At 61.4% G+C, this 21,363-nt stretch carries 17 protein-coding genes; 11 read left to right on the top strand and 6 right to left on the bottom strand.

The window, feature by feature from the left end:
- Positions 1 to 28: 28 nt before the first annotated feature.
- Positions 29 to 1,471 carry a sugar porter family MFS transporter gene (locus HWW83_RS21090; protein ID WP_176589534.1) on the bottom strand — a complete coding sequence of 481 codons (1,443 nt, stop codon included), beginning with the start codon at positions 1,469 to 1,471 and terminating at the stop codon, positions 29 to 31.
- Positions 1,472 to 2,027: 556 nt separating this feature from the next.
- Between HWW83_RS21090 and HWW83_RS21095 the strand changes: the two genes are divergently transcribed.
- Both HWW83_RS21095 and iolB read left to right on the top strand, forming a co-directional pair.
- Positions 2,028 to 3,533 (top strand): CoA-acylating methylmalonate-semialdehyde dehydrogenase, encoded by a 1,506-nt coding sequence (locus tag HWW83_RS21095; RefSeq protein WP_046687940.1) that lies wholly within the window; start codon positions 2,028 to 2,030, stop codon positions 3,531 to 3,533.
- 77 nt (positions 3,534 to 3,610) lie between these two features.
- Positions 3,611 to 4,432 carry a 5-deoxy-glucuronate isomerase gene (gene iolB / locus HWW83_RS21100; protein ID WP_116286881.1) on the top strand — a complete coding sequence of 274 codons (822 nt, stop codon included), beginning with the start codon at positions 3,611 to 3,613 and terminating at the stop codon, positions 4,430 to 4,432.
- Positions 4,433 to 4,470: 38 nt separating this feature from the next.
- On the opposite strand, the gene HWW83_RS21105 is transcribed toward iolB, so the two are convergent.
- Positions 4,471 to 5,307, bottom strand: coding sequence for a MurR/RpiR family transcriptional regulator (locus tag HWW83_RS21105; RefSeq protein WP_004930856.1), 837 nt, complete (start codon positions 5,305 to 5,307; stop codon positions 4,471 to 4,473).
- Between the two features lie 203 nt (positions 5,308 to 5,510).
- Positions 5,511 to 7,442 carry a bifunctional 5-dehydro-2-deoxygluconokinase/5-dehydro-2-deoxyphosphogluconate aldolase gene (locus HWW83_RS21110; protein WP_176589535.1) on the bottom strand — a complete coding sequence of 644 codons (1,932 nt, stop codon included), beginning with the start codon at positions 7,440 to 7,442 and terminating at the stop codon, positions 5,511 to 5,513.
- A 546-nt stretch (positions 7,443 to 7,988) separates the two neighbouring features.
- Between HWW83_RS21110 and iolD the strand changes: the two genes are divergently transcribed.
- From iolD to iolE, 4 genes are read left to right on the top strand one after another with little or no spacing between them, the layout of a single operon-like run.
- Positions 7,989 to 9,929, top strand: a complete 1,941-nt coding sequence (gene iolD / locus HWW83_RS21115; RefSeq protein WP_176589536.1) for a 3D-(3,5/4)-trihydroxycyclohexane-1,2-dione acylhydrolase (decyclizing) — start codon at positions 7,989 to 7,991, stop codon at positions 9,927 to 9,929.
- 41 nt (positions 9,930 to 9,970) lie between these two features.
- Positions 9,971 to 10,993, top strand: a complete 1,023-nt coding sequence (gene iolG, locus HWW83_RS21120) for a bifunctional inositol 2-dehydrogenase/D-chiro-inositol 1-dehydrogenase (RefSeq protein WP_033645317.1) — start codon at positions 9,971 to 9,973, stop codon at positions 10,991 to 10,993.
- 31 nt (positions 10,994 to 11,024) lie between these two features.
- Entirely contained in the window at positions 11,025 to 11,909 is an 885-nt protein-coding gene (locus HWW83_RS21125) for a sugar phosphate isomerase/epimerase family protein (RefSeq protein ID WP_033645316.1), read from the top strand.
- Between the two features lie 59 nt (positions 11,910 to 11,968).
- Positions 11,969 to 12,865 (top strand): myo-inosose-2 dehydratase, encoded by an 897-nt coding sequence (gene iolE / locus HWW83_RS21130; protein ID WP_033645315.1) that lies wholly within the window; start codon positions 11,969 to 11,971, stop codon positions 12,863 to 12,865.
- Positions 12,866 to 12,925: 60 nt separating this feature from the next.
- Here the strand turns inward: iolE and HWW83_RS21135 are convergent, their stop codons facing one another.
- Positions 12,926 to 14,107 (bottom strand): P1 family peptidase, encoded by a 1,182-nt coding sequence (locus HWW83_RS21135; RefSeq protein WP_047573413.1) that lies wholly within the window; start codon positions 14,105 to 14,107, stop codon positions 12,926 to 12,928.
- Complete coding sequence (locus HWW83_RS21140; RefSeq protein ID WP_033651759.1) at positions 14,100 to 14,615, bottom strand: GNAT family N-acetyltransferase; 516 nt, start codon at positions 14,613 to 14,615, stop codon at positions 14,100 to 14,102. Before HWW83_RS21140 ends, HWW83_RS21135 begins: the two co-directional genes overlap by 8 nt.
- A gap of 401 nt (positions 14,616 to 15,016) precedes the next feature.
- Here HWW83_RS21140 and HWW83_RS21145 point away from each other — a divergent pair, with 401 nt between their 5' ends.
- The 4 genes from HWW83_RS21145 (at position 15,017) to gntK (ending at position 19,287) form a co-directional block, all read left to right on the top strand.
- Entirely contained in the window at positions 15,017 to 15,712 is a 696-nt protein-coding gene (locus tag HWW83_RS21145; RefSeq protein ID WP_033651758.1) for a pirin family protein, read from the top strand.
- Between the two features lie 293 nt (positions 15,713 to 16,005).
- Positions 16,006 to 17,001: a gluconate operon transcriptional repressor GntR gene (gene gntR, locus HWW83_RS21150; protein WP_004930833.1), complete on the top strand. Its 996-nt coding sequence runs from the start codon at positions 16,006 to 16,008 to the stop codon at positions 16,999 to 17,001.
- Positions 17,002 to 17,341: 340 nt separating this feature from the next.
- The gene (gene gntT / locus HWW83_RS21155) at positions 17,342 to 18,658 is read left to right on the top strand and encodes a gluconate transporter (RefSeq protein ID WP_016930400.1); all 1,317 of its coding nucleotides are present in this window, start codon (positions 17,342 to 17,344) and stop codon (positions 18,656 to 18,658) included.
- 101 nt (positions 18,659 to 18,759) lie between these two features.
- The gene (gene gntK / locus HWW83_RS21160; protein ID WP_046687937.1) at positions 18,760 to 19,287 is read left to right on the top strand and encodes a gluconokinase; all 528 of its coding nucleotides are present in this window, start codon (positions 18,760 to 18,762) and stop codon (positions 19,285 to 19,287) included.
- 30 nt (positions 19,288 to 19,317) lie between these two features.
- Here the strand turns inward: gntK and HWW83_RS21165 are convergent, their stop codons facing one another.
- Positions 19,318 to 19,911, bottom strand: coding sequence for a YhgN family NAAT transporter (locus tag HWW83_RS21165; RefSeq protein WP_025159894.1), 594 nt, complete (start codon positions 19,909 to 19,911; stop codon positions 19,318 to 19,320).
- A gap of 192 nt (positions 19,912 to 20,103) precedes the next feature.
- On the opposite strand from HWW83_RS21165, the gene asd reads away from it, so the two are divergent.
- Complete coding sequence (gene asd, locus HWW83_RS21170) at positions 20,104 to 21,207, top strand: aspartate-semialdehyde dehydrogenase (protein WP_016930397.1); 1,104 nt, start codon at positions 20,104 to 20,106, stop codon at positions 21,205 to 21,207.
- The last annotated feature ends 156 nt before the right edge of the window (positions 21,208 to 21,363 follow it).

Consider the following 21,363-nt stretch of genomic DNA (forward strand, 5'->3'; position numbering starts at 1 on the left):
CATGACTCCAGCGGTCAGGGTTGAGAGATCAGGATTTGCCGTTTTCCAGCGGCAGCGGCTTGCCTTCGGGCTGGGATTGGCGGTGGCGTTTGGCCAACACCACCTGCTCCATTTTTTCCAGCGAGACGCCTTTGGTTTCCGGGATATAGCGGCCGATAAACCAGTAGCTGAACAGGCAGCAGGCGGCGAAGATCCACATCGGGAAGGCGCCGTGGAAATGCGAGAACAGGTAAGGGTGATCGTTGATCATCGGGAACGACTGCGACACCGCGAAGTTGGCGACCCACATGCAGCCGACGGCGATGCTCATCCCCTGTGCGCGCATGCGGTTCGGGAAGATCTCCGACACCAGCACCCAGGCGCCGACGCCCCAGGAGAGCGCATAAAACACCATGAAGAACAGCATGCCGAACAGCGCGAAATAGCCGGTGGCCTGGGTGTAGAGCGCGTACGAGGTGAGCAGCAGGCCCGCGATGGCGCCCAGCGTGCCGTAACGCATCAACGGAATGCGGCCCATGCGATCCATCAGCATGGCGCCGATGACCGAACCGACCAGCTGCAGCACGCCGATCCAGATGGTCTGGAACAGCGCTTCCTGCGCGTTTTCGGTGACGGTTTTCAGCACCACCGGCGCGTAGTACATCATCACGTTAACGCCGGTGACCTGTTGCAGCATGGCGATCATACAGCCGACGAACAGGATGAAACGCACCCGCACATCGCCGTAGTTCAGCTTCCGGTGCTGCTGCTGTTGATCCTGCTGCAGCGAGTCTTTGATTTCTTTCAGCAGATTCTGCGCGTGGGCGGCGTTGGAGACTTTGGTCAACATCGCCAGCGCCTGATCGTCGCGGCCCATCATCACGTTCCAGCGCGGCGATTCAGGAATGACGAACACCAGGATGCAGAACAGAATGCAGGGGATCACGCCCGAGGCGAACATCCAGCGCCAGCCCATTTCCACCAGCCAGGCTTCGCTGGCGAGGCTGGCGATTTTGAAGTTGACGTAGAAAATCACGATCTGACCGAAGACGATGGCGAACTGCTGCATGCTGAGCGCCCGCCCGCGCATGTCTTTCGGCGACACTTCCGACATGTACATCGGCGACACGGTGGCGGCGATGCCGACCGCCAGCCCGCCGATGATGCGGTAAATGACGAACCAGGTGAAGGTCGGGGCCAATGCGGCGCCGACGGCGGAAACGGTGAACAGCAGCGCCGCCAGCATCAGCGCCTTTTTACGGCCCCAGCGCGCCGCCAGCGGCCCGGCGGCGAAGGCGCCGATCACGCAGCCGATCACCACGTTGGAGACGGCCCAGCCGGTTTCGGCCGGGCTGAGATTGAAATAGGTTTTCAACGCTTCGATCGCGCCGGAGATCACGGCGGTGTCGTAGCCGAACAGAATGCCGCCCAGGGCGGCGATGCCGCAAATTCGCAATATGTAACCGGTATTGTGCTTACGCTGATATGACATGTGTTGCTCCGATTTTTATCCTGGCTTCCGTCCGCACGGTTGGGGTGTCGGGAGGAGGGCGAGCGGAAGGGTGTGAACCGTGCCTGTCATCAAGGCGATGTCGTTGATAAATGCTGGAACAAACAAGAACATTTATTTCATAATTAGTGAATAATGGAATATTGATTTTTAGATCCAGTTCAAAAAAAACCGTCGCGAGCGATCCGGGCGCCTTGGGCGCTCGGAGGGAGGCGGTAACGGCCGCAGGTCAGGCGCAGTGCGGATTTTCTGTAGCAAAGTCAGTGTGCATTAGCGATGGACTCTCCTGCGAAACCGCGCCTTGATTGGCGCGGGAATGAAAGCGCCAACCCGATCGACACCGCAAAATTGCGACCTCACGCACTAAAAATAAATTTTTCAAAACAATTTATTTGAAACTTTTTTTTCAATGAAATAGAGTTTGCTGCATCCGGTCAGGATGTAGCCGGCTTGCCGACGGGGTTTGGCGAGCGGGACGATTAACGCCGCGCCGCCTGGGTGTGGCCAGGCGACAGCGGACTTGAAAAGAGGGCGTGACATGAAAACCGTGGGTAATTTTATTGACGGGCAGGTGTGCCTGAGCAGCAGCAATCAAACCGTCGACGTGCACAACCCGGCCAGCGGGCAGGTTGAGCGGCGCGTCACGCAGAGCACTGCTGCCGAAGTCAAACAGGCCATCGACGTGGCCCATCGGGCGTTCGCCGACTGGTCGCGCACCACGCCGCTGCGCCGCGCGCGCATCATGTTCAATTTCAAGGCGCTGCTGGAACAGCACCGCGACGAGCTGGCCGAGCTTATCGTCAGCGAGCACGGCAAAGTGTATTCGGATGCGCTGGGCGAACTGACGCGCGGCATGGAAGTGGTCGAATTCGCCTGCGGCATCCCGCATCTGATCAAAGGCGAGTACTCGCCGGACGTCGGCAGCGGCGTCGACAGCTTCTCGCTGATGCAGCCGCTGGGCGTGGTGGCGGGCATTACTCCGTTCAACTTCCCGGCGATGGTGCCGATGTGGATGTTCCCCATCGCGCTGGCCTGCGGCAACACCTTCGTCCTCAAGCCGCCGGCGCTGGTGCCTTCGGCCTCGGTGCGCCTGGCGGAACTGTTGAAGGAAGCCGGTTTGCCGGACGGCGTGTTCAACGTGGTGCACTGCGCCAATGAAGATGCGGCGCAGCTGTGTACCGATCCGCGCATTCAGGCGGTGAGCTTCGTCGGCTCCTCCACTGTGGCGGAACATATCTATACCACCGCCAGCGCGCACGGCAAGCGGGTGCAGGCCTTCGGCGCGGCGAAGAACCAGGCGATCGTCATGCCGGACGCCGATCTGGACGCCACGGTCAACGCGCTGATGGGCGGCGCGTTCGGCTCTGCCGGCGAGCGCTGCATGGCGTTGCCGATCGCCGTGGTGGTTGGTGACGACACTGCCGATAAACTGATCGCCAAACTGAAGCCGCTGATCGCGCAGCTGCGCGTCGGGCCGGGCTTGCAGCAGGGCGGCGAAGAGAATGAAATGGGGCCGCTGGTGTCGTCCGCTCACCAGAAAAAGGTGCTGGGCTACATCGATTTGGGCGTGGAAGAAGGCGCCACCCTGGTGGCCGACGGCCGCAACTATCAGGTGCCGGGCTATCCTGAAGGCTACTACGTCGGCGGCACGCTGTTCGACCATGTGACGCCGAACATGCGCATCTACCGCGAAGAGATTTTTGGGCCGGTGCTGGGCATCGTACGGGTGCCGGACTACCGCACCGCCATCGACACGGTGAACGGCCACGAATTCGGCAACGGCAGCGCCATCTTCACCGGCAGCGGCCACTATGCGCGCCAGTTCGTGCAAGACGTGCAGGCCGGAATGGTCGGCGTCAACGTGCCGGTGCCGGTGCCGATGGCGTTCCACAGCTTCGGCGGCTGGAAGCGCTCGGTGTTCGGCGCGTTGAACGTGCACGGCACCGACGGCGTGCGCTTCTACACGCGCATGAAGACCGCCACCGCGCGCTGGCCGGCCGGGCAGCAGACGGTGTCCGAATTCAGCATGCCGACGCTGGGCTAAGCGCTTTCACACTCAGGCCAGGCCGTTGCTCCTTCGGGGCAACGGCCTTTGCACTGCGAGTTAACAGGAGAATCGAAATGTCTTCACTGCTTGCCAAATGTCAGACGCCGAACGCCGAGGGGCGTATCCAGCACGTGACGCCGGAAAATGCCGGTTGGCGCTATGTCGGCTTTGACGTTTACCGCCTGGCCGCCGGGCAGTCGCTGCAGCTGGAATGCGGCGACAAGGAACTGTGTCTGGTGCTGGTGGCCGGTATCGCCTCCGTCGCCACGCGGCGCGCCGAATACCCGCATATCGGCAAACGCATGAGTCCGTTCGAGCGCACGCCGCCTTACGCGGTGTATGTGCCGCACCACGATCGCATCGACGTGCGGGCGGAAACCGATCTGGAGCTGGCGGTGTGCAGCGCGCCCGGCGGCGGCCACCTGCCTTCACGGCTGATCACGCCGGCGGATATCGGCGTGGAGCGGCGCGGCAAGGGGCGCAACCAGCGGCTGGTGCACAACATTCTGCCGGACAGCGAGCCGGCCGACAGTCTGCTGGTGGTGGAGGTTTACACCGACGAGGGCAACACCAGCTCCTACCCGAGCCACAAGCACGATCAAGAAGACTCGCCGGACGAAACCTATCTGGAAGAGACGTACTATCACCGCATTCAGCCGGAGCAAGGGTTCTGCATGCAGCGCGTCTATACCGACGACCGCACGCTCGACGAGTGCATGCCGGCCTACAATCGCGACGTGGTGAAAGTGCCGCGCGGTTATCACCCGGTGGCGACCCTGGCGGGTTACGACAACTATTACCTCAACGTGATGGCCGGGCCGGTGCGGCAGTGGAAGTTCACCTGGGAAAAAGACCACGCCTGGATTAACGGCGACGGCTACCCCGCCGCGCAATAGGCGCTTGAGGCCCGGCTTGCCGGGCTTTTTTGTCAGCTTTACTCGTCCCGGGCGTTATTCAGCGCCAGCGAGACCGCCAGCGTCTGCGCCAGGCACATCGAGGCCACCTGCGAGCGGAACCCGTCCACCTGCGCTTCGCGCACCACGAAACAGACATCGCTGAAGGCGGCCAGCGGGCTGACCTGGCTGTCGGTGATGGCGATCTGCTGCGCGCCGCGCTTGGCGCCCAATTCCACCAGTTCCACCGCCTCGCGGGCGTACGGCGAATAGCTGATGGCGATCACCACGTCCTTCGGTTTCACCATGCTCAGCTGTTCGGTGAACATCCCGCCCAGGCCGTCGATCAGAAACGCGCGGCGCTCCAGATGGCGCAGCGCATAGGTGAGGTAGGAAGCGACGCTGAACGAGCGGCGCAGGCCGATCACGTAGATGTTTTCGGCGTTGTTGAGCAGCTCGACGGCGCGATCCAGCTGCTCGGGGGCGATCTGCATCGCCAGCTGCTGCAGCGCCTGCGCGTTGACCATGGTGAACACGTTGAGAATCTCCGCCGGTTTCTCCGGCGCGACGTTGTCGTCGGTGGAGGTTTGGCGGAACAGGCGCGCGCGCTCGGTATAGTTCACCGTCTCTTCCATCAGATGCTGACGGAACACCTGCTTCATTTCGTTGAAGCCGCTGAAGCCGAAGGCGTTGGCGAAACGGATCAGGGTGGAAGGCGGCACGCTGGCCTGTGCGGCGATGGAGGCAACGGTATCGAAAGCGATGCTGTTACTGTTATCCAAAATGTAGCGCGCCACCTGCTTCAAACGCTTGCTCAGCGTTTCATAACGGTGGCGGATCTCGTCCTGTAACAGCGAAAGTTGAGTTGGGTTGTTCATCCATTCGGCTCGCAGTGGGGTGAAGGCGCATTGGCCTGACGCCTGAAATATTGACAGGGTATTTTAACAGACGGAGCGGAAATTTCATTTCCTCAAAAAGCGATTTATTCGATCGCACATTGCGCGACTTCACAGAAAATGGGCAAAAAAATCCCCTTAAAGCGGCGAAATGGCCTTAAGGGGACGTGAACCTGCTGTCGCTGTCAGTGCGCGCCGCCCGCCTGCGGACGGTACTGGCGCCAGAAACCGATCAGCGTCAGGTATTTTTGTTTCACCTGCTCGATCAGGGCCGCGTCGTCGATTTCCCCCTGTAGCCAGCGGCGCGAAGGTTGGCCGAAAATGGTGCGGCCGACGGCGAAACCTTTCACCCAGCGCGCATCTGCGGCGGCGGCAAAGCCCGCCTTCAGCACCGCCTCCGGGGAGTCGAGCCCCAGGATCAGCACGCCGCGGCAGTCGGGATCGCAGGCGTCGATCAGCGCGCCGACCCGCTGCCAGTTTTCCGCGCTCAGCGGCGGCAGTTTCCACCAGTCCGGCTGAATGCCCAACTGGTAGAAGTGTTCAATCATCTCCAGGTAATAGCGCTCGTCCTTGTCGGCGTTGCTGTCCGGCAGGATCACCTCCAGCAGCAGTTCGTGATCGGATTTGCAGCAGCCGCGGTAGACGTCGGCGATCAGCGCATCCTGTTCGCGGCGCAGTTCCGCCGCGTCGTGTGGGTGATAAAACACCAGGCACTTCACCACGTGCTCCTGCGGCCAGTCGATCAATTGCGAGCCGATATTGCCGTGCTCCAGGCGCAGCGGGCGCGAGCTGGGCAGCTCCACCGGCCGGCCGATCCACCATCCCTGGCCGGTGATCTCGTTCAGCGCCGCCTGCCCGTAGGTGGTGTCGGCCAGAATGCCGCTGTTGCCGTTGAGCCCGGCCTGCGCGGCAGCTTGTTGCGCCGCGGTGAGCAGCAAGGTCTTCAGACGCGGGATGCGTTCCTCGCCGACGCCGGCTTCGCGCGCCATGTCCGCCAGCTGCTTGCGGTGATCGAAGGCGAACACGCACAGTTCCGGCCACTGTTGCTTGCGGGTGGTGACCCGGTGCAGGTGGTTCAGGCGCGCGTCGCGGTCCGGGCGCGTGACCTGGTGTTCACGCTGCAGGTAGTCGTCCAGCTCCCGTTTGGTCGGCATGGCCGGCGCGCAGCCGTGGCGCGAGACCACCAATGCGCCGCAGGCGTTGGCGTAGCGGCAGGCCTGATCCCAACCCTCATCGTTCAGATAGCCGCGCAGCAGACCGGACATAAAGGCGTCGCCGGCCCCCAGCACGTTCAGCACCTCCACCCGCACGCCGGCGTGCAGCTTCACCTGCGCCCAGTCGTCGGCTATGTCATCTTCGAACACCGAGCAGCCCTGCGCGCCGCGCTTGCACACCAGCGTGGCCGCGGTCGTCCGGCGCACGTTTTTCAGCGCCGTCAGCGTATCGGTGCTGCCGCCGGCGATATGAAATTCCTCTTCGGTGCCGACGATCAGATCGAATTGGTGCAGCACTTCCTGCAGCTCGCGGGTCACCTGTGCCGATTCCACAAAGCGGGTTTCGCCGTCGCCCAGCGACGTCAGCCCCCACAGCACCGGGCGATAATCGATGTCGAGCGCGGTGCGCAAACCGTGGCGGCGCGCGTATTCCAGCGCCTTCAACACGGCGGCGCGGGTGTTCGGGTGCGACAGGTGCGTGCCGGTGATGGCCAGCGCGCGCGCGCTGGCGATGTAGGTTTCGTCGATGTCGTCCGGCGTCAGCGCCATGTCCGCGCAGTTTTCGCGGTAGAAGATCAGCGGGAAGGTTTCCTGATCCTTGATGCCGAGGATCACCAGGCCGGTTAACCGATGTTTGTCGGTGATCAGACAGCGGGTATCGGCCCCGACGCGCTGCAGCTCTTCACGCAGAAAGCGGCCCATGTGTTCATCGCCGACGCGGGCCAGCATGCCGGATTTCAACCCCTGAATGGCGGTACCGTAGGCCACGTTGCCGGAAGAGCCGCCGAGGTATTTGGCGAATGTGCCGGCGTCTTCCAGACGCGCGCCGATCTGCTGAGCATAGAAATCGACGGCGATGCGCCCGAGACAAATGACATCAAGCTGTTTTTCTTGTGTAGCCATACCCGTTTCCTTCTGTTTAAGCAAAACTCCGGCGGCGGCCCGAGCGTGGCGCCTTGCAGGAAGCATGGGAACAGTATGGGGAATGAAAATTTCAATTTCAATATGGAATGAAATTTACACCCCAAAAATGTGATGCGTTTAAAACATCGACGGAGGAGCGGAAAAAGCGGATTAAGTCGCCATGAGAGGGTGGCGGAGGGCGTGTGGCAAAGAGGCGCCGGGGCAGGATGAAAGACGGTCGCCCTGCGTGCTGATGGCATTCCCCGGCTGGTGCGCGGCGCTAAGCCGGTAAAGGCCAAACCACGAGATGAAACGGGCTTTTCATCTAATATGCGATCTTTATCGCAAAATGAAATGTTTCTTCTGTAATGTGATTTTATGAAAAATATATTTGTTTATAATCGCTTCACGTTTCAGGTTGTCGACTTCGTGAGCAGCGGGCATCGCCTGCTCAAGATAATAGCTGCCGCCGCGTAACACAAACACGGGATTGTCGGCTCGGCGCGAGCCCTTTCCGGGGCGGCCCTCAATCTAAAGGGTGAGTAAATGGGCAAGATCAGGCTAACCATGGCGCAGGCGCTCGTCAGATTTCTCGATAACCAGTATCTGCTGGCCGACGGGGTGGAAACCAAATTCGTCGCGGGCATTTTCGCGATTTTCGGCCACGGCAACGTACTGGGGTTGGGGCAAGCGCTGGAACAGGATAGTGGCGATCTGCGGGTGCACCAGGGCCGCAACGAACAGGGGATGGCCCACGCGGCGATCGGCTTCGCCAAGCAGAAATTGCGCCGGCAGATTTACGCCTGCACCTCCTCGGTCGGCCCCGGCGCCGCCAATATGATCACCGCCGCGGCTACCGCCACCGCCAACCGCATCCCTTTATTGCTGCTGCCAGGCGACGTTTACGCTTCCCGCCAGCCGGATCCGGTGCTGCAGCAAATCGAACAGTCTTACGATCTCAGCATCAGCACCAACGACGCGTTCCGCGCGGTGAGCAAGTACTGGGACCGTATCGTGCGGCCGGAGCAGCTGATGAGCGCCTGCATCAACGCGATGCGCGTGCTGACCGATCCGGCGGAAACCGGCGCGGTGACGCTGTGTCTGCCGCAGGACGTGCAGGGGGAAGCCTACGACTACCCCGACTATTTCTTCCAAAAACGCGTACACCGGCTCGATCGCCGCCCGGCGACCGATGGCATGTTGGCGGACGCCTTGGCGCTGCTGACGGCCAAACGCAAACCGCTGCTGGTGTGCGGCGGCGGCGTGAAGTACTCGCAGGCCGGGCGGGCGCTGCGCGAATTCGCCGAGCGCTTCGGCATTCCGTTCGCCGAAACCCAGGCCGGCAAAGGCGCGGTGCCGAGCGATCATGAATTCAATCTCGGCGGCATCGGCGAAACCGGCTGCCTGGCGGCCAACACGCTGGCTCGACAGGCAGATCTGGTGATTGGCGTCGGCACCCGTTACACCGATTTCACCACCTCGTCCAAATGGCTGTTCCAACATCCGGACGTCAGCTTCCTCAATATCAACGTCAGCGCCTTTGACGCCGGCAAGCTCGACGGCGTGCAGGTGCTGGCGGACGCCCGCGAGGGCCTGAGCGAACTGAGCGCGCTGCTGGCGCAGGCTGATTATCGCGCCGGCTGGGGCGACGCCATCGCCGCGGCGCGCGTCGCCCAGCGTGAAGAGACCGAGCGGGTTTACGCGGTGGAATACAGCGGCGCAGGCTTTGTGCCGGAAATAGACGATCACCTCGATCGCGAACGGGTGTTCGCCGAATTTATCGCTCAGACCGACTCGGCGATGACGCAAAGCCGGGTGCTGGGGGTGCTGAACCGCGAGCTGCCGCCGGACAGCGTGATTGTCGCCGCCGCCGGCAGCCTGCCGGGCGACCTGCAACGGGTGTGGCACAACCATGGCGAGCACGGTTACCACGTGGAATACGGCTACTCCTGCATGGGGTACGAGGTGAACGCCGCATTGGGGGTCAAGCTGGCCGAGCCGCAGCGCGAGGTGTACGCGATGGTGGGCGACGGCGCCTTCATGATGCTCCATTCCGAGCTGGTCACTTCGATTCAGGAAGGCTGCAAGATCAACGTGGTGCTGTTTGACAACATGACCAACGGCTGCATCAACAACCTGCAGATGGAACACGGCATGGACAGTTACACCACCGAATTCCGCTTCCGCAATCCAGAGGGCGGCAAGCTCGACGGCAAACTGGTGCCGGTCGATTTCGCCATGCTGGCGGCGGCTTACGGCTGCAAAACCTATCGCGTCACCACCGAGCAGCAGCTGCTCGACGCGCTGGCCGACGCCCGCAGGCAAACCGTGTCCACGCTGCTCGACATCAAAGTGCTGCCGAAGACCATGGTGCACAAGTACCTCAGCTGGTGGCGCGTGGGCGGCGCTCAGGTGGCCGACAGCGAGAAAATCGTCGCAGTGGCGCGCAAGCTGCAGGAAAACATCGATAAGGCGCGCGATTACTGATTCGTTTTCGAACACAACACACTTTCCAGAGGGTAGCGAAAATGACTTTGAACATTGGGGTTATCGGCACCGGCGCCATCGGCCGCGATCATATCCGTCGCTGCAGTCAAGTTTTGCAGGGCGCCCGCGTCGTGGCGGTGAACGACATCAATCGCGACAACGCCGCCAAGGCGGTGAACGATCTGCAGCTGGATGCGCGGGTGTATGACAGCGGCCACGATCTGATCAAGGCCGCCGACGTGCAGGCGGTGCTGGTCACCTCCTGGGGGCCGAGTCACGAAGAATTCGTGCTGGCGGCCATCGCCGCCGGCAAACCGGTGTTCTGCGAGAAACCGCTGGCGGTGACCGCGCAGGGCTGCAAAAACATCGTCGATGCCGAAGCGAAGTACGGCAAGCGGCTGGTGCAGGTCGGCTTTATGCGCCCCTATGACCAGGGCTATCGCGCGCTGAAACAGGTGCTGACCAGCGGCCAGATCGGCGAACCGCTGATGTTGCACTGCGCGCACCGCAACCCGACGGTCGGCGAGGCTTACACCACCGATATGGCGATCACCGACACCCTGATCCACGAAATCGACGTGCTGCGCTGGCTGCTCGACGACGACTATGTGTCGGTGCAGGTGGTGTTCCCGCGCAAGAGCCCGAAGGCGTTCCCGCATCTGAAAGATCCGCAGATTGTGCTGTTCGAAACCGCCAAAGGCACCCGCATCGACGTCGAGATTTTCGTCAACTGCCAGTACGGCTACGACATTCAGTGTGAAGTGGTGGGGGAAACCGGCATCGCTAAACTGCCGGAGCCGTCCTCGGTGCAGTTGCGCAGCGGCGCCCGCCTGTCGACCGAAATTCTGACCGACTGGAAGGATCGCTTTATCGACGCCTATGACGTCGAGCTGCAGGGGTTCATCAACGACGTGGCCGCGGGCCAACTGACCGGGCCTTCCGCCTGGGACGGCTACGCCGCCGCCGTGACCGCCGACGCCTGCGTGGCGGCCCAGCTCAGCGGCGAGATCGTACCGGTGACCCTGCCGGCGCGCCCGGCGTTTTACAACAAGCCATCGGCTTGAACCCCGTACCCACGATTGCAGAGGAGTGACCATGAAGATCGCTTTTGATGTCGACGTTATCCGGGATTTGGGCGTGACCAAAATGGTTCAGCAGGTGGCGGACTGGGGCTATAAGTACATCGAGCAGTCGCCGCACCCGCAGATCAACCCGTTTTACAAGCATCCGAAGGCCAGCCGCGAAATCATGGCGGAGTATAAAAACGCCCTGAAAGCGACCGGCGTGGAAATATCCTCATTTATCGTGGTGTATCGCTGGTCCGGGCCGGGGGAAGATCGCCGTCAGGCGGCGGTCAAAAACTGGCGACGGATGATCGAAATCGCGGTGGAGATGGGCGTGCAGGTGATCAACACCGAGTTGGCCGGTAACCCCAACGAGCCGGAGATCTGCGAGGAGCTGTGGTATCGCTCGATGGAGGAGCTGCTGCCGATCGTCGAGCGTGAGGGCATCCGTATGGAGATCCAGTCGCATCCGTGGGACTTCTGTGAGCTGAGCAACGAAACCGCCGATCTGGTGAAATCGCTGCGCAGCGACCACGTCAAATACCTCTACAGCGTGCCGCACACCTTCTACTACGACAAGGGGCAGGGCGACGTGGCCGGCATGCTGAAGTACGCCGGGGACGATCTTTCCCACGTGCTGATCGCCGACACCATGAACCACACCAAGCACTGCCGCTATATCGTCAACCCGCCGGGCGTTGACGCCGCGGTGCACCAGCACGTCGGCATCGGCGAAGGCGAGGTGAATTTCGACGCCCTGTTCCAGACGCTGCGCGACATGGAATTCGCCAACCGCAGCTTCAAGGTCGGCGGCGAATCGATCATCTGCACCTCGCTGTTCGGCTATCCGGAAAAGATGCCGAGCCAGGCGGTGGCGACCAGAGAGCGCATCGAAAGAGAGCTGTTGGGCAACTAATCTTATTCGGCTCGCCGGCGGCGTTTGCACCGGCGGCCCTCCAAGGACCGAGGCAGACCATGAATAAAGACAACGTGAAATTGGCCATTGCGCCGATCGGCTGGACCAACGACGACATGCCCGATCTGGGCAAGGAAAATACCTTTCAGCAGTGCGTCAGCGAAATGGCGCTGGCCGGCTTCACCGGCAGCGAAGTGGGCAGCAAATACCCGCGCGATCCGGCGGTGCTGAAGCCGATGCTGGATATTCGCGGCATCCAGATCTGCAACGCCTGGTTCAGCACCTTTTTCGCCGATGGTCAGAAAGACAAAACCATCGATGAATTTATCAACCACATGAATTTCCTGCATGCCATGGGCGCCAGGGTGATCGGCTGTTCTGAACAGAGCAAGAGCATTCAGGGCACCACCAAAGGCGTGTTCGAAGAGAAGCCGTACTTCAGCGATGAAGAGTGGCGGCGGGTGGCCGACGGTTACAACGAGCTGGCGAAGATCGCCGCCGGCAAAGGCATGCAGGTGTGTCTGCATCACCACATGGGCACCGGCATTCAGACCACCGCCGAAATCGATCGCTACATGAGTATGGTCAACGACGACGTCTACCTGCTGTTCGATACCGGCCACGCCTACTATTCGGAAGGCAGCCAGCAGGCGATGATGGCGATCCTGGAGAAGTATCTGCCGCGCATCAACCACGTCCATCTGAAGGACGTGCGCGATGAGGTGGTGGCGGAAGTGAAGGCCAACAAGCTGAGCTTCCTCGACGGCGTGAAGAAGGGCACCTTTACCGTGCCAGGTGATGGCGTGATCGACTTCAGGCCGGTGTTCAAGCTGCTGGACGAGCGCGGTTACAAGGGATGGATGGTGGTGGAAGCCGAGCAGGATCCGGCGCTGGCCAACCCGTTCGAGTATGCGGTGAAAGCGCGCCGCTATATTCGGGAAACCGCCGGCATTTAAGCGGTAAGGGGCAATAAAACTCGAGGGGCGCCGCCAGCGCCCCTTTTTGATGGCGGCGCGTTAGCCGCCGAGCGTTCGCCAGGTGGCAACCTGGCTGCCCGGCCACGGCGTGGCGGCGTATACGCCCCGGGCGATCGCCCGGGCCAGGGTGTCCGCCGCCAGTGCGCCGATCTGCAGCACCGCCAGTTCGCGGCTGCCCTGTACCTCGCGCAGCCCGGTGGACAGGGCGAACACCACGTCGCCGTCAAACGGGCTGTGCAGCGGGCGAATAGCGCGCGCCATGCCGTCTTGCGCCATGATGGCCACCCGTTTCAACTCCACGCGCGTCAGCGCCAGATCGGTGGCGATGCAGGCCAGAGTGGTGTTCTTTCTGCCGCCCTGCGGCTCTTGCACCATCCAGTCTTCGCCCTGAGCGCGCAGTTGCGCCAGCGCCGCCGCGCCGCCGTTGCCGAATTCACCGTCAATTTCATAGGGCGTCGCCCAGAAGGCGCGGGTGCCGGGCGCTACCACCGCACCCAGGCTGTTGACCGCCACCAGCGCGCCGACGGTAGCGCCGTTGGCGGCGACGATAGACGCCGAACCGAGGCCGCCTTTCAGCTTGCCCATGCCGGTCATGGCGCCGTAGCCGGCGCCGACGGTGCCCAGCGGAAAGTCCAATCCAGCCTTGCCGACCGCGTCGATACCCAACTGGCGATATGGCGGCGTGAGCTGCCAGTTTTTGTCACCGCCGTTGGCCAGATCGTACAGGCAGGCGGTGGGCACGATCGGGGAGACCGGCACGCCGGGCGCTGGGCGCAGCGCGTAGCCTCGGCCCTGTTGCCCCAGCCAGGCCGCGACGCCGTCCGCCGCCGCCAGGCCGTAAACTGAACCGCCGCTGAACGTCAGCGCATCGATGGTTTGCACCAGATTGTCTTCGCCCAAGGCGTCGGTTTCCCGGGTGGCGGGGCCGCCGCCGCGCACGTCCACGGCGGCCATCGCCGGGCTGTCCGGCAGGATCACCGTCGCGCCGGTGCGCACCCGGCTGTCTTGCGCCACGCCGACCTTCAGGCCCGGCACATCGGTAATCAGGTTGCGGGCGCCAGGGCGCCCGGTGGCGGAAGTTGGCATAGCGGCACCTAATGGGGTGAGGGGAGAGAACATGCCGGCGGCGGCCGTCAAGCCGGCCAGCGCTTGTAAAAAGGTTCGGCGGTTGATGTTAAGGGGCCGGCGCAGCGGCCCCTGCGGGGGGATGAGATCACGCATCTGCGCGTGGCTGCCCGGAGCGCAGACGCGCCATATGGTAGGCATCGACCAGCACGCCGTCGCGCATGGCATAGGCGCGGCTGGTGCCCTCTATCTCAAAGCCGAATTTGCGGTACAGCGCGATGGCCGCCGGGTTATCGGTGAACACCGTCAGTTCGATGCGCTCGATGGCCGCCCAGTTGTCGCACAGGTCGAGCATCGCCTGCATCAGGCGGCTGCCGACGCCTTTACCGTGGTAGCGCGGATCGACGCCGATGCCGAAGGTGGCGACGTGGCGGCGGCGAACGCGCTGATTCAGCATCACAACCAACTGGCCGGCAAGCTGCCCGTCGATGATGGCGGCCAGGTTATGCGTGCCCGGTTCGGGATTGGCGAGGCGTTTCTGCCAGGACTCGACGGACGGTAGCGGGAGCTGCAGCGTATCGCGGTAGACGGGCGTCTGAGAATAAAGATGATGCAGGGCCTGCGCATCCGTTGTTTCCACGTGGCGTATCACGATCTCGCTCATCTTGCTGCTCATCTCGCTGCTCCTGTCGCTTACCGGTTGAATAACCTCTGAATTTATCCGTTTACTGCCTTGAGTCAATATTATTTAAACGGGTCAAAAAAAACGCTTTACAGGTGCGAATGATAATGATTATTATTGCGATGCGTTCCGGGGAGGGCATCAACCCTTGATACTCTCGCTGCGAAGGCACGACATTGCTCACATTGCTTCCAGTGTTTACTTAGCCAGCTCGGGTGCTGGCTTTTTTTTTGCCATTTTTCAGCCGTTCCCGCTTTCAACAAATCCGCTGCCCATCCGCCGTTTCATTTCATCGAAATTTTTGAACAGAGGCATGAGTTTTTTACGCTTTCTTATTCTGCTGGCAGGACTAGACTGTAAAAAAACATTGAGGAGAGTTGAATATGATTTATGTACGTAAAGCGGAAGACCGCGGCCACGCCAATCATGGCTGGCTGGATAGCTGGCACACCTTCTCATTTGCCGATTACTACGATCCGAACTTTATGGGGTTCTCGGCGCTGCGGGTGATCAACGAAGATGTGATCGACGCAGGGCAGGGGTTCGGTACTCACCCGCATAAAGACATGGAAATCCTGACCTACGTGCTGAGCGGCACGGTGGAACACCAGGACAGCATGGGCAACAAAGAGCAGATCCAGGCCGGCGAATTCCAGATCATGAGTGCGGGCACCGGCGTGCGTCACTCCGAGTACAACGCCAATCAGGATCGTCCGTTGCACCTGTACCAGATTTGGATCATCCCGGATCAGGTCGGGCTGGAGCCGCGCTACGAACAGCGCATGTTCGACGCGCCGCAGGGCCGTCAGCTGGTGCTGTCGCCGGATGCGCGTGACGGCTCGCTGAAGGTGTTCCAGGACATGACGCTGTCGCGTTGGGCGCTGAATAAAGGTGAGCAGGCGGAATACGCGATCGACGCCGGCCGCCGCATTTGGATCCAGGTGGTGCGCGGCAAGGTCTCGGTCAATGGCCAGGCCGCCGGCATCAGCGACGCGTTTGCGGTGTGGGATGAATCGGCGCTGACGATTCAGGCCGACGAAGAGAGCGAAATCCTGCTGTTCGATCTGCCGCCGGTGTGATTAAGCGGTAAATATCAAGGGCTCACGGTGTGAGCCCTTGAAGTGAGTGATTCGCCTGCCGACGTTGCCTGACTTAATGCCGGCAAAACATATAAAAACAAGGAAAATCAATTTATTGATTTTCGGCTGCTCGTCACAAAGGGGGAGAAACCACGCTTTTTCCCCTTTGTCTGCGTATGAAGGGCTCACGGTGTGAGCCCTTTTTGCGTTGGCCGTCGCATAACCGACAATATCGGCGCGCCGTTTTTTTTGCTAAAATGACTGCCCATTCACGGTTAGTCAGTTCATTGATAATGAAGAAAAAACGGCCGGTACTCCAGGATGTGGCGGACAAGGTGGGCGTGACCAAGATGACGGTGAGCCGTTATCTGCGCAATCCCGACCAGGTTTCCGCCGCCCTGCAGCAAAAAATCGCCGTCGCGCTGGATGAGCTGGGCTACATCCCCAACCGCGCGCCGGACATTCTCTCCAACGCCACCAGCCGGGCGATTGGCGTGCTGTTGCCGTCGCTGACCAACCAGGTGTTCGCCGAAGTGCTGCGCGGCATCGAAAGCGTGACCGACGCGCACAACTACCAGACCATGCTGGCGCACTACGGCTATCTGCCGGAGCGTGAAGAAGAGCGTCTGACCTCGCTGCTGTCTTACAATATCGACGGTTTGATCCTGTCCGAGCGACACCACACGCCGCGCACCCTGAAGATGATCGAGGTGGCGGGCATTCCGGTGGTAGAGCTGATGGACTGCGTCTCGCCGTGCATCGATCTGGCGGTGGGCTTCAACAACTTCGAGGCGGCGCGCCAGATGACGCAGCAAATCATCGCGCACGGCCACCGTCACGTGGTCTACTTCGGCGCCCGTCAGGATGAACGTACTATCATCAAACAACAGGGGTATGAGCAGGCGATGCGTGAATCCGGCCTGGAGCCGTACAGCATCATGACCGCGCGGTCTTCCTCCTATTCCGCCGGCGGCGAGCTGCTGCGCCAGGCGCAGCGCGATTATCCGCAGATCGACAGTATCTTCTGCACCAACGATGACCTGGCGATCGGCGCGGCCTTCGAGTGCCAGCGACAGGGGCTGTCGATCCCGCAGGACATGGCGATCGCCGGTTTCCACGGCCATGACATCGGTCAGGTGATGGTGCCGAAGCTGGCCAGCGTGCTGACCCCGCGCGAGCGCATGGGGCAGATCGGCGCCGAGCGCCTGCTGGCCCGGCTGCGCGGCGAAACGGTGTGCCCGCGCATGGTGGACGTCGGTTTCACCGTGATCCCAGGCGGCAGCATCTGAGCCATTTTAACGTTCTGTTTTAACACCCTTTCTTTTTGCAGCGCGTCCTGAGGCGCGCTGGTTATCCCGCCTGTAAGCCCGCCGCTCGTTGCCGACATAAGTTTGATCTCTGTCCCAGAACGCGAATTTTAGCCGCTTACCCGGTTCCGAGGCTTATGTTGTTACCGGTATCATGATACCGGTAACAACGAGTGGGCGGTCATCTTGCTGCAAGACTGAACCTCTGAATCAACAACACCTACAGCTCTTCTTAAACACCGGGAAAGAGCCTAAAAATAAAACAACCGCACGCTTTACGCCTATCGTAAAGAGAGTCGCGATAAAAGGTTGGAGAAAAACTATGCCATTAGTGATTGTTGCAGGCGGCGTAGCGCTGCTGCTGCTGCTGATGATCCGCTTCAAGCTGAACGGCTTTATCTCTCTGGTTCTGGTTGCTCTGGCGGTCGGGATTGCACAGGGGATGCCGGTCGATAAGGTCATCGGCTCCATCAAGGCCGGCGTGGGCGGCACGCTGGGCAGCCTGGCGCTGATCATGGGCTTCGGCGCCATGCTCGGCAAGCTGCTGGCGGACTGCGGCGGCGCACAGCGCATCGCCACCACGCTGATCGACAAGTTCGGCAGAAAACACATTCAATGGGCGGTGGTGCTGACCGGTTTCACCGTCGGCTTCGCGCTGTTCTACGAAGTGGGCTTCGTGCTGTTGCTGCCGCTGGTGTTCACCATCGCCGCCTCCGCGCGCATTCCGCTGCTGTACGTCGGCGTGCCGATGGCCGCTGCGCTGTCGGTGACTCACGGCTTCCTGCCGCCGCACCCGGGCCCGACCGCTATCGCCACCATCTTCCATGCCGACATGGGTAAAACCCTGTTGTACGGCACGCTGCTGGCGATCCCGACGGTGATCCTGGCCGGCCCGGTCTATGCCCGCTTCCTGAAAGGCATCGACAAGCCGGTGCCGGAAGGCCTGTACAACCCGAAAACCTTTACCGACGCGGAGATGCCGAGCTTTGGCGTCAGCGTCGCCACGTCGCTGGTGCCGGTGATCCTGATGGCGCTGCGCGCGGTGGCTGAAATGGTGTTGCCGAAGGGCCACAGCCTGCTGCGCTTCGCCGAGTTCTTCGGCGACCCGGTGATGGCGACCCTGATCGCCGTGCTGATCGCCATCTTCACCTTCGGCCTGAACCGCGGCCGCACCATGGATGAAGTGATGGGCACCATCACCGACTCGATTAAAATCATCGCCATGATGCTGTTGATCATCGGCGGCGGCGGCGCCTTCAAACAGGTGCTGGTGGACAGCGGCGTCGAGCAGTACATCGCCGGCCTGATGGAAGGCAGCAACGTTTCGCCGATCCTGATGGCCTGGTCGATCGCCGCCGCGCTGCGTCTGGCGCTGGGTTCCGCCACCGTGGCGGCGATCACCGCCGGCGGCATCGTCGCCCCGCTGATCGCCACCACCGGCGTCAGCCCTGAGCTGATGGTGATTGCGGTCGGTTCCGGCAGCGTTATCTTCTCGCACGTTAACGATCCGGGCTTCTGGCTGTTCAAGGAGTACTTCAACCTGAGCATCATGGAAACCATCAAATCCTGGTCGGTGCTGGAAACCATCATCTCGGTGTGCGGCCTGGTGGGCTGCCTGCTGCTGGCGACGGTCGTATAATCGTTATCCGACGCCCTGCGGGGCGTCGGCGTTCCAGAGTATCTTTATCAGTTGGGACGCATTTGGCGCGCTCGCGCCAGTTCCCATAAGGGCATGACACAATGAGTAATCCGCAGAATCACGTATTTATCCTGATGGGGGTGTCCGGCAGCGGTAAATCCGCCGTGGCCAGCGCCGTCGCCCGGGAAGCCGATGCCGCCATGCTGGACGGCGATTATCTGCATCCGCGCGCCAACATCAACAAAATGGCCGCCGGGCATGCGCTGGACGACAACGATCGCGCTCCGTGGCTGGCTGCGCTCAACGACGCCATCTTCGCCATGCAACGCACCAATCCGGTGTCGCTGCTGGTGTGTTCGGCGCTGAAAAAAAGCTATCGCGACCGCCTGCGCGAAGGGAATAGCAACCTGCATTTCCTCTACCTGAAAGGCGACAAAGCGGTGATCGAGGAGCGCCTGAAGCAGCGCAAAGGTCATTTCTTCAAACCGCAGATGCTGGTTTCGCAGTTCGCCACGTTGGAAGAGCCGGGCGAGCAGGAGCCGGATGTGCAAGCGATCGACATCAACCAGCCGCTGGACGGCGTGGTCGCCGATACGCTCGCCTATATTCGCCGCGTTACCGCCCGCTGAGCGCGGGCCGTTGTCGGCGCCGCCAGGCGCCTACAGCTTCATGTAAGCCCGCACGCCGTCCAGGAACATCTGGGTCGACAGCATCACCAGAATCAGCCCCATCAACCGCTCCAGCGCGCTGACGCCTTTGCTGCCCAGCAGGCGCAGGAACAGGTTCGACATCAGCAAAATGGCCGCAGAGAGGCCCCAGGCGATCAACAGCGCCGCCACCAGATGGGGCAGCTGATGTGGATACTGGTGCGACAGCAGCATCAGCGCTGCCAGAATCGACGGCCCGGCCACCAGCGGGATCGCCAGCGGCACCAGGAAGGGCTCTTCGCCGGCGGACAGCCCCGAACTGTTGCCCTCCTGAGACGGGAAAATCATCTTGATGGCGATCAGAAACAGGATGATGCCGCCGGAAATGGAGACGGTTTCGGTGCGCAGGTTGAGGAACGCCAGAATTTTCTCGCCGGCGAACAGGAAGATCAGCATCAGCAGCAGGGCGATCAGCAGCTCGCGAATCAACACCACGCGGCGGCGGCGCGGTTCCAGGTGTTTGAGCACCGACATGAAAATCGGCAGGTTGCCCAGCGGATCCATAATTAAAAACAGCAATACCGTAGCGGAAATCATCTCTGTCATGGTGACCTCGTGATCGGGAAAACGCCTCGGCCTTTTCGGCCGCGTCCTTGCCTATAAGAAGGATTGCTGAGAAATCCCCAGCCATCGAATAAATTCACTTTGCGCCCGCGCCGACATTTTGTAAGGTGAGGAGATATTGCACACAACTCGTTATCACCTAATAAGCCCTTATCCGGGCGGGACACAGATATTATGAAAAACGTTGGTTTCATCGGTTGGCGCGGAATGGTCGGCTCGGTTCTCATGCAACGCATGACGGAAGAGCGCGATTTCGACGCCATTCGCCCGGTCTTTTTCTCCACCTCGCAGCACGGTTCTGCCGCGCCGGCCTTCGGCGGCCAGCAGGGCACGCTGCAGGATGCCTATGACATCGACGCCCTGAGCGCGCTCGATATCATTATTACCTGTCAGGGCGGCGATTATACCAACGAAGTTTACCCTAAGCTGCGCGCCAGCGGTTGGCAGGGTTACTGGATCGACGCGGCCTCGTCGCTGCGCATGCAGGATGACGCCATCATCATTCTGGATCCGGTCAACCACGCGGTGATCCAGCAGGGCCTGGACAAAGGCATCAAAACCTTCGTCGGCGGCAACTGCACCGTCAGCCTAATGCTGATGTCCCTCGGCGGCCTGTTCGCCAACGATCTGGTGGAGTGGGCGTCGGTCGCCACCTACCAGGCGGCCTCCGGCGGCGGCGCTCGCCACATGCGCGAACTGCTGACCCAAATGGGCATGCTGCACGCCGATGTGGCGAAAGAGCTGCAGGATCCAGCCTCCGCCATTCTGGATATCGAACGCAAGGTGACCGAGGCGACCCGCAGCGGCAAACTGCCGACCGACAACTTCGGCGTGCCGCTGGCCGGCAGCCTGATCCCGTGGATCGACAAGCAGCTCGACAACGGCCAGAGCCGCGAAGAGTGGAAAGGCCAGGCGGAGACCAACAAGATCCTCAACACCGGCAGCGTGATCCCGGTCGATGGCCTGTGCGTGCGCGTGGGCGCGCTGCGCTGCCACAGCCAGGCGTTCACCCTGAAGCTGAAAAAAGACGTGTCGCTGCCGGAAATCGAGCAGATGCTGGCGACGCACAACGACTGGGTGCGCGTGATCCCGAACGACCGCGAGCTGACCATGCGCGAACTGACGCCTGCGGCGGTGACCGGCACGCTGAATACGCCGGTCGGCCGTCTGCGCAAGCTGAATATGGGGCCGGAGTACCTGTCGGCGTTCACCGTGGGCGACCAACTGCTGTGGGGCGCGGCCGAGCCGCTGCGCCGCATGCTGCGCATCCTGCTGTAAACCCGCTCGCCAGTTCATCTGTTGTATTTCAAAGCCCGCTTATTGCGGGCTTTTTCATATGAGCGGAGTCATGTCGGTATGGTCTGAATGTGGTTACAAGTTAATCTTCCCTGTGATATTTATAAGCGCATTGGCAACATAGCGCAGGTATAGGGA

The organism is Serratia ureilytica (genome assembly GCF_013375155.1).
GTDB lineage: Bacteria > Pseudomonadota > Gammaproteobacteria > Enterobacterales > Enterobacteriaceae > Serratia > Serratia ureilytica.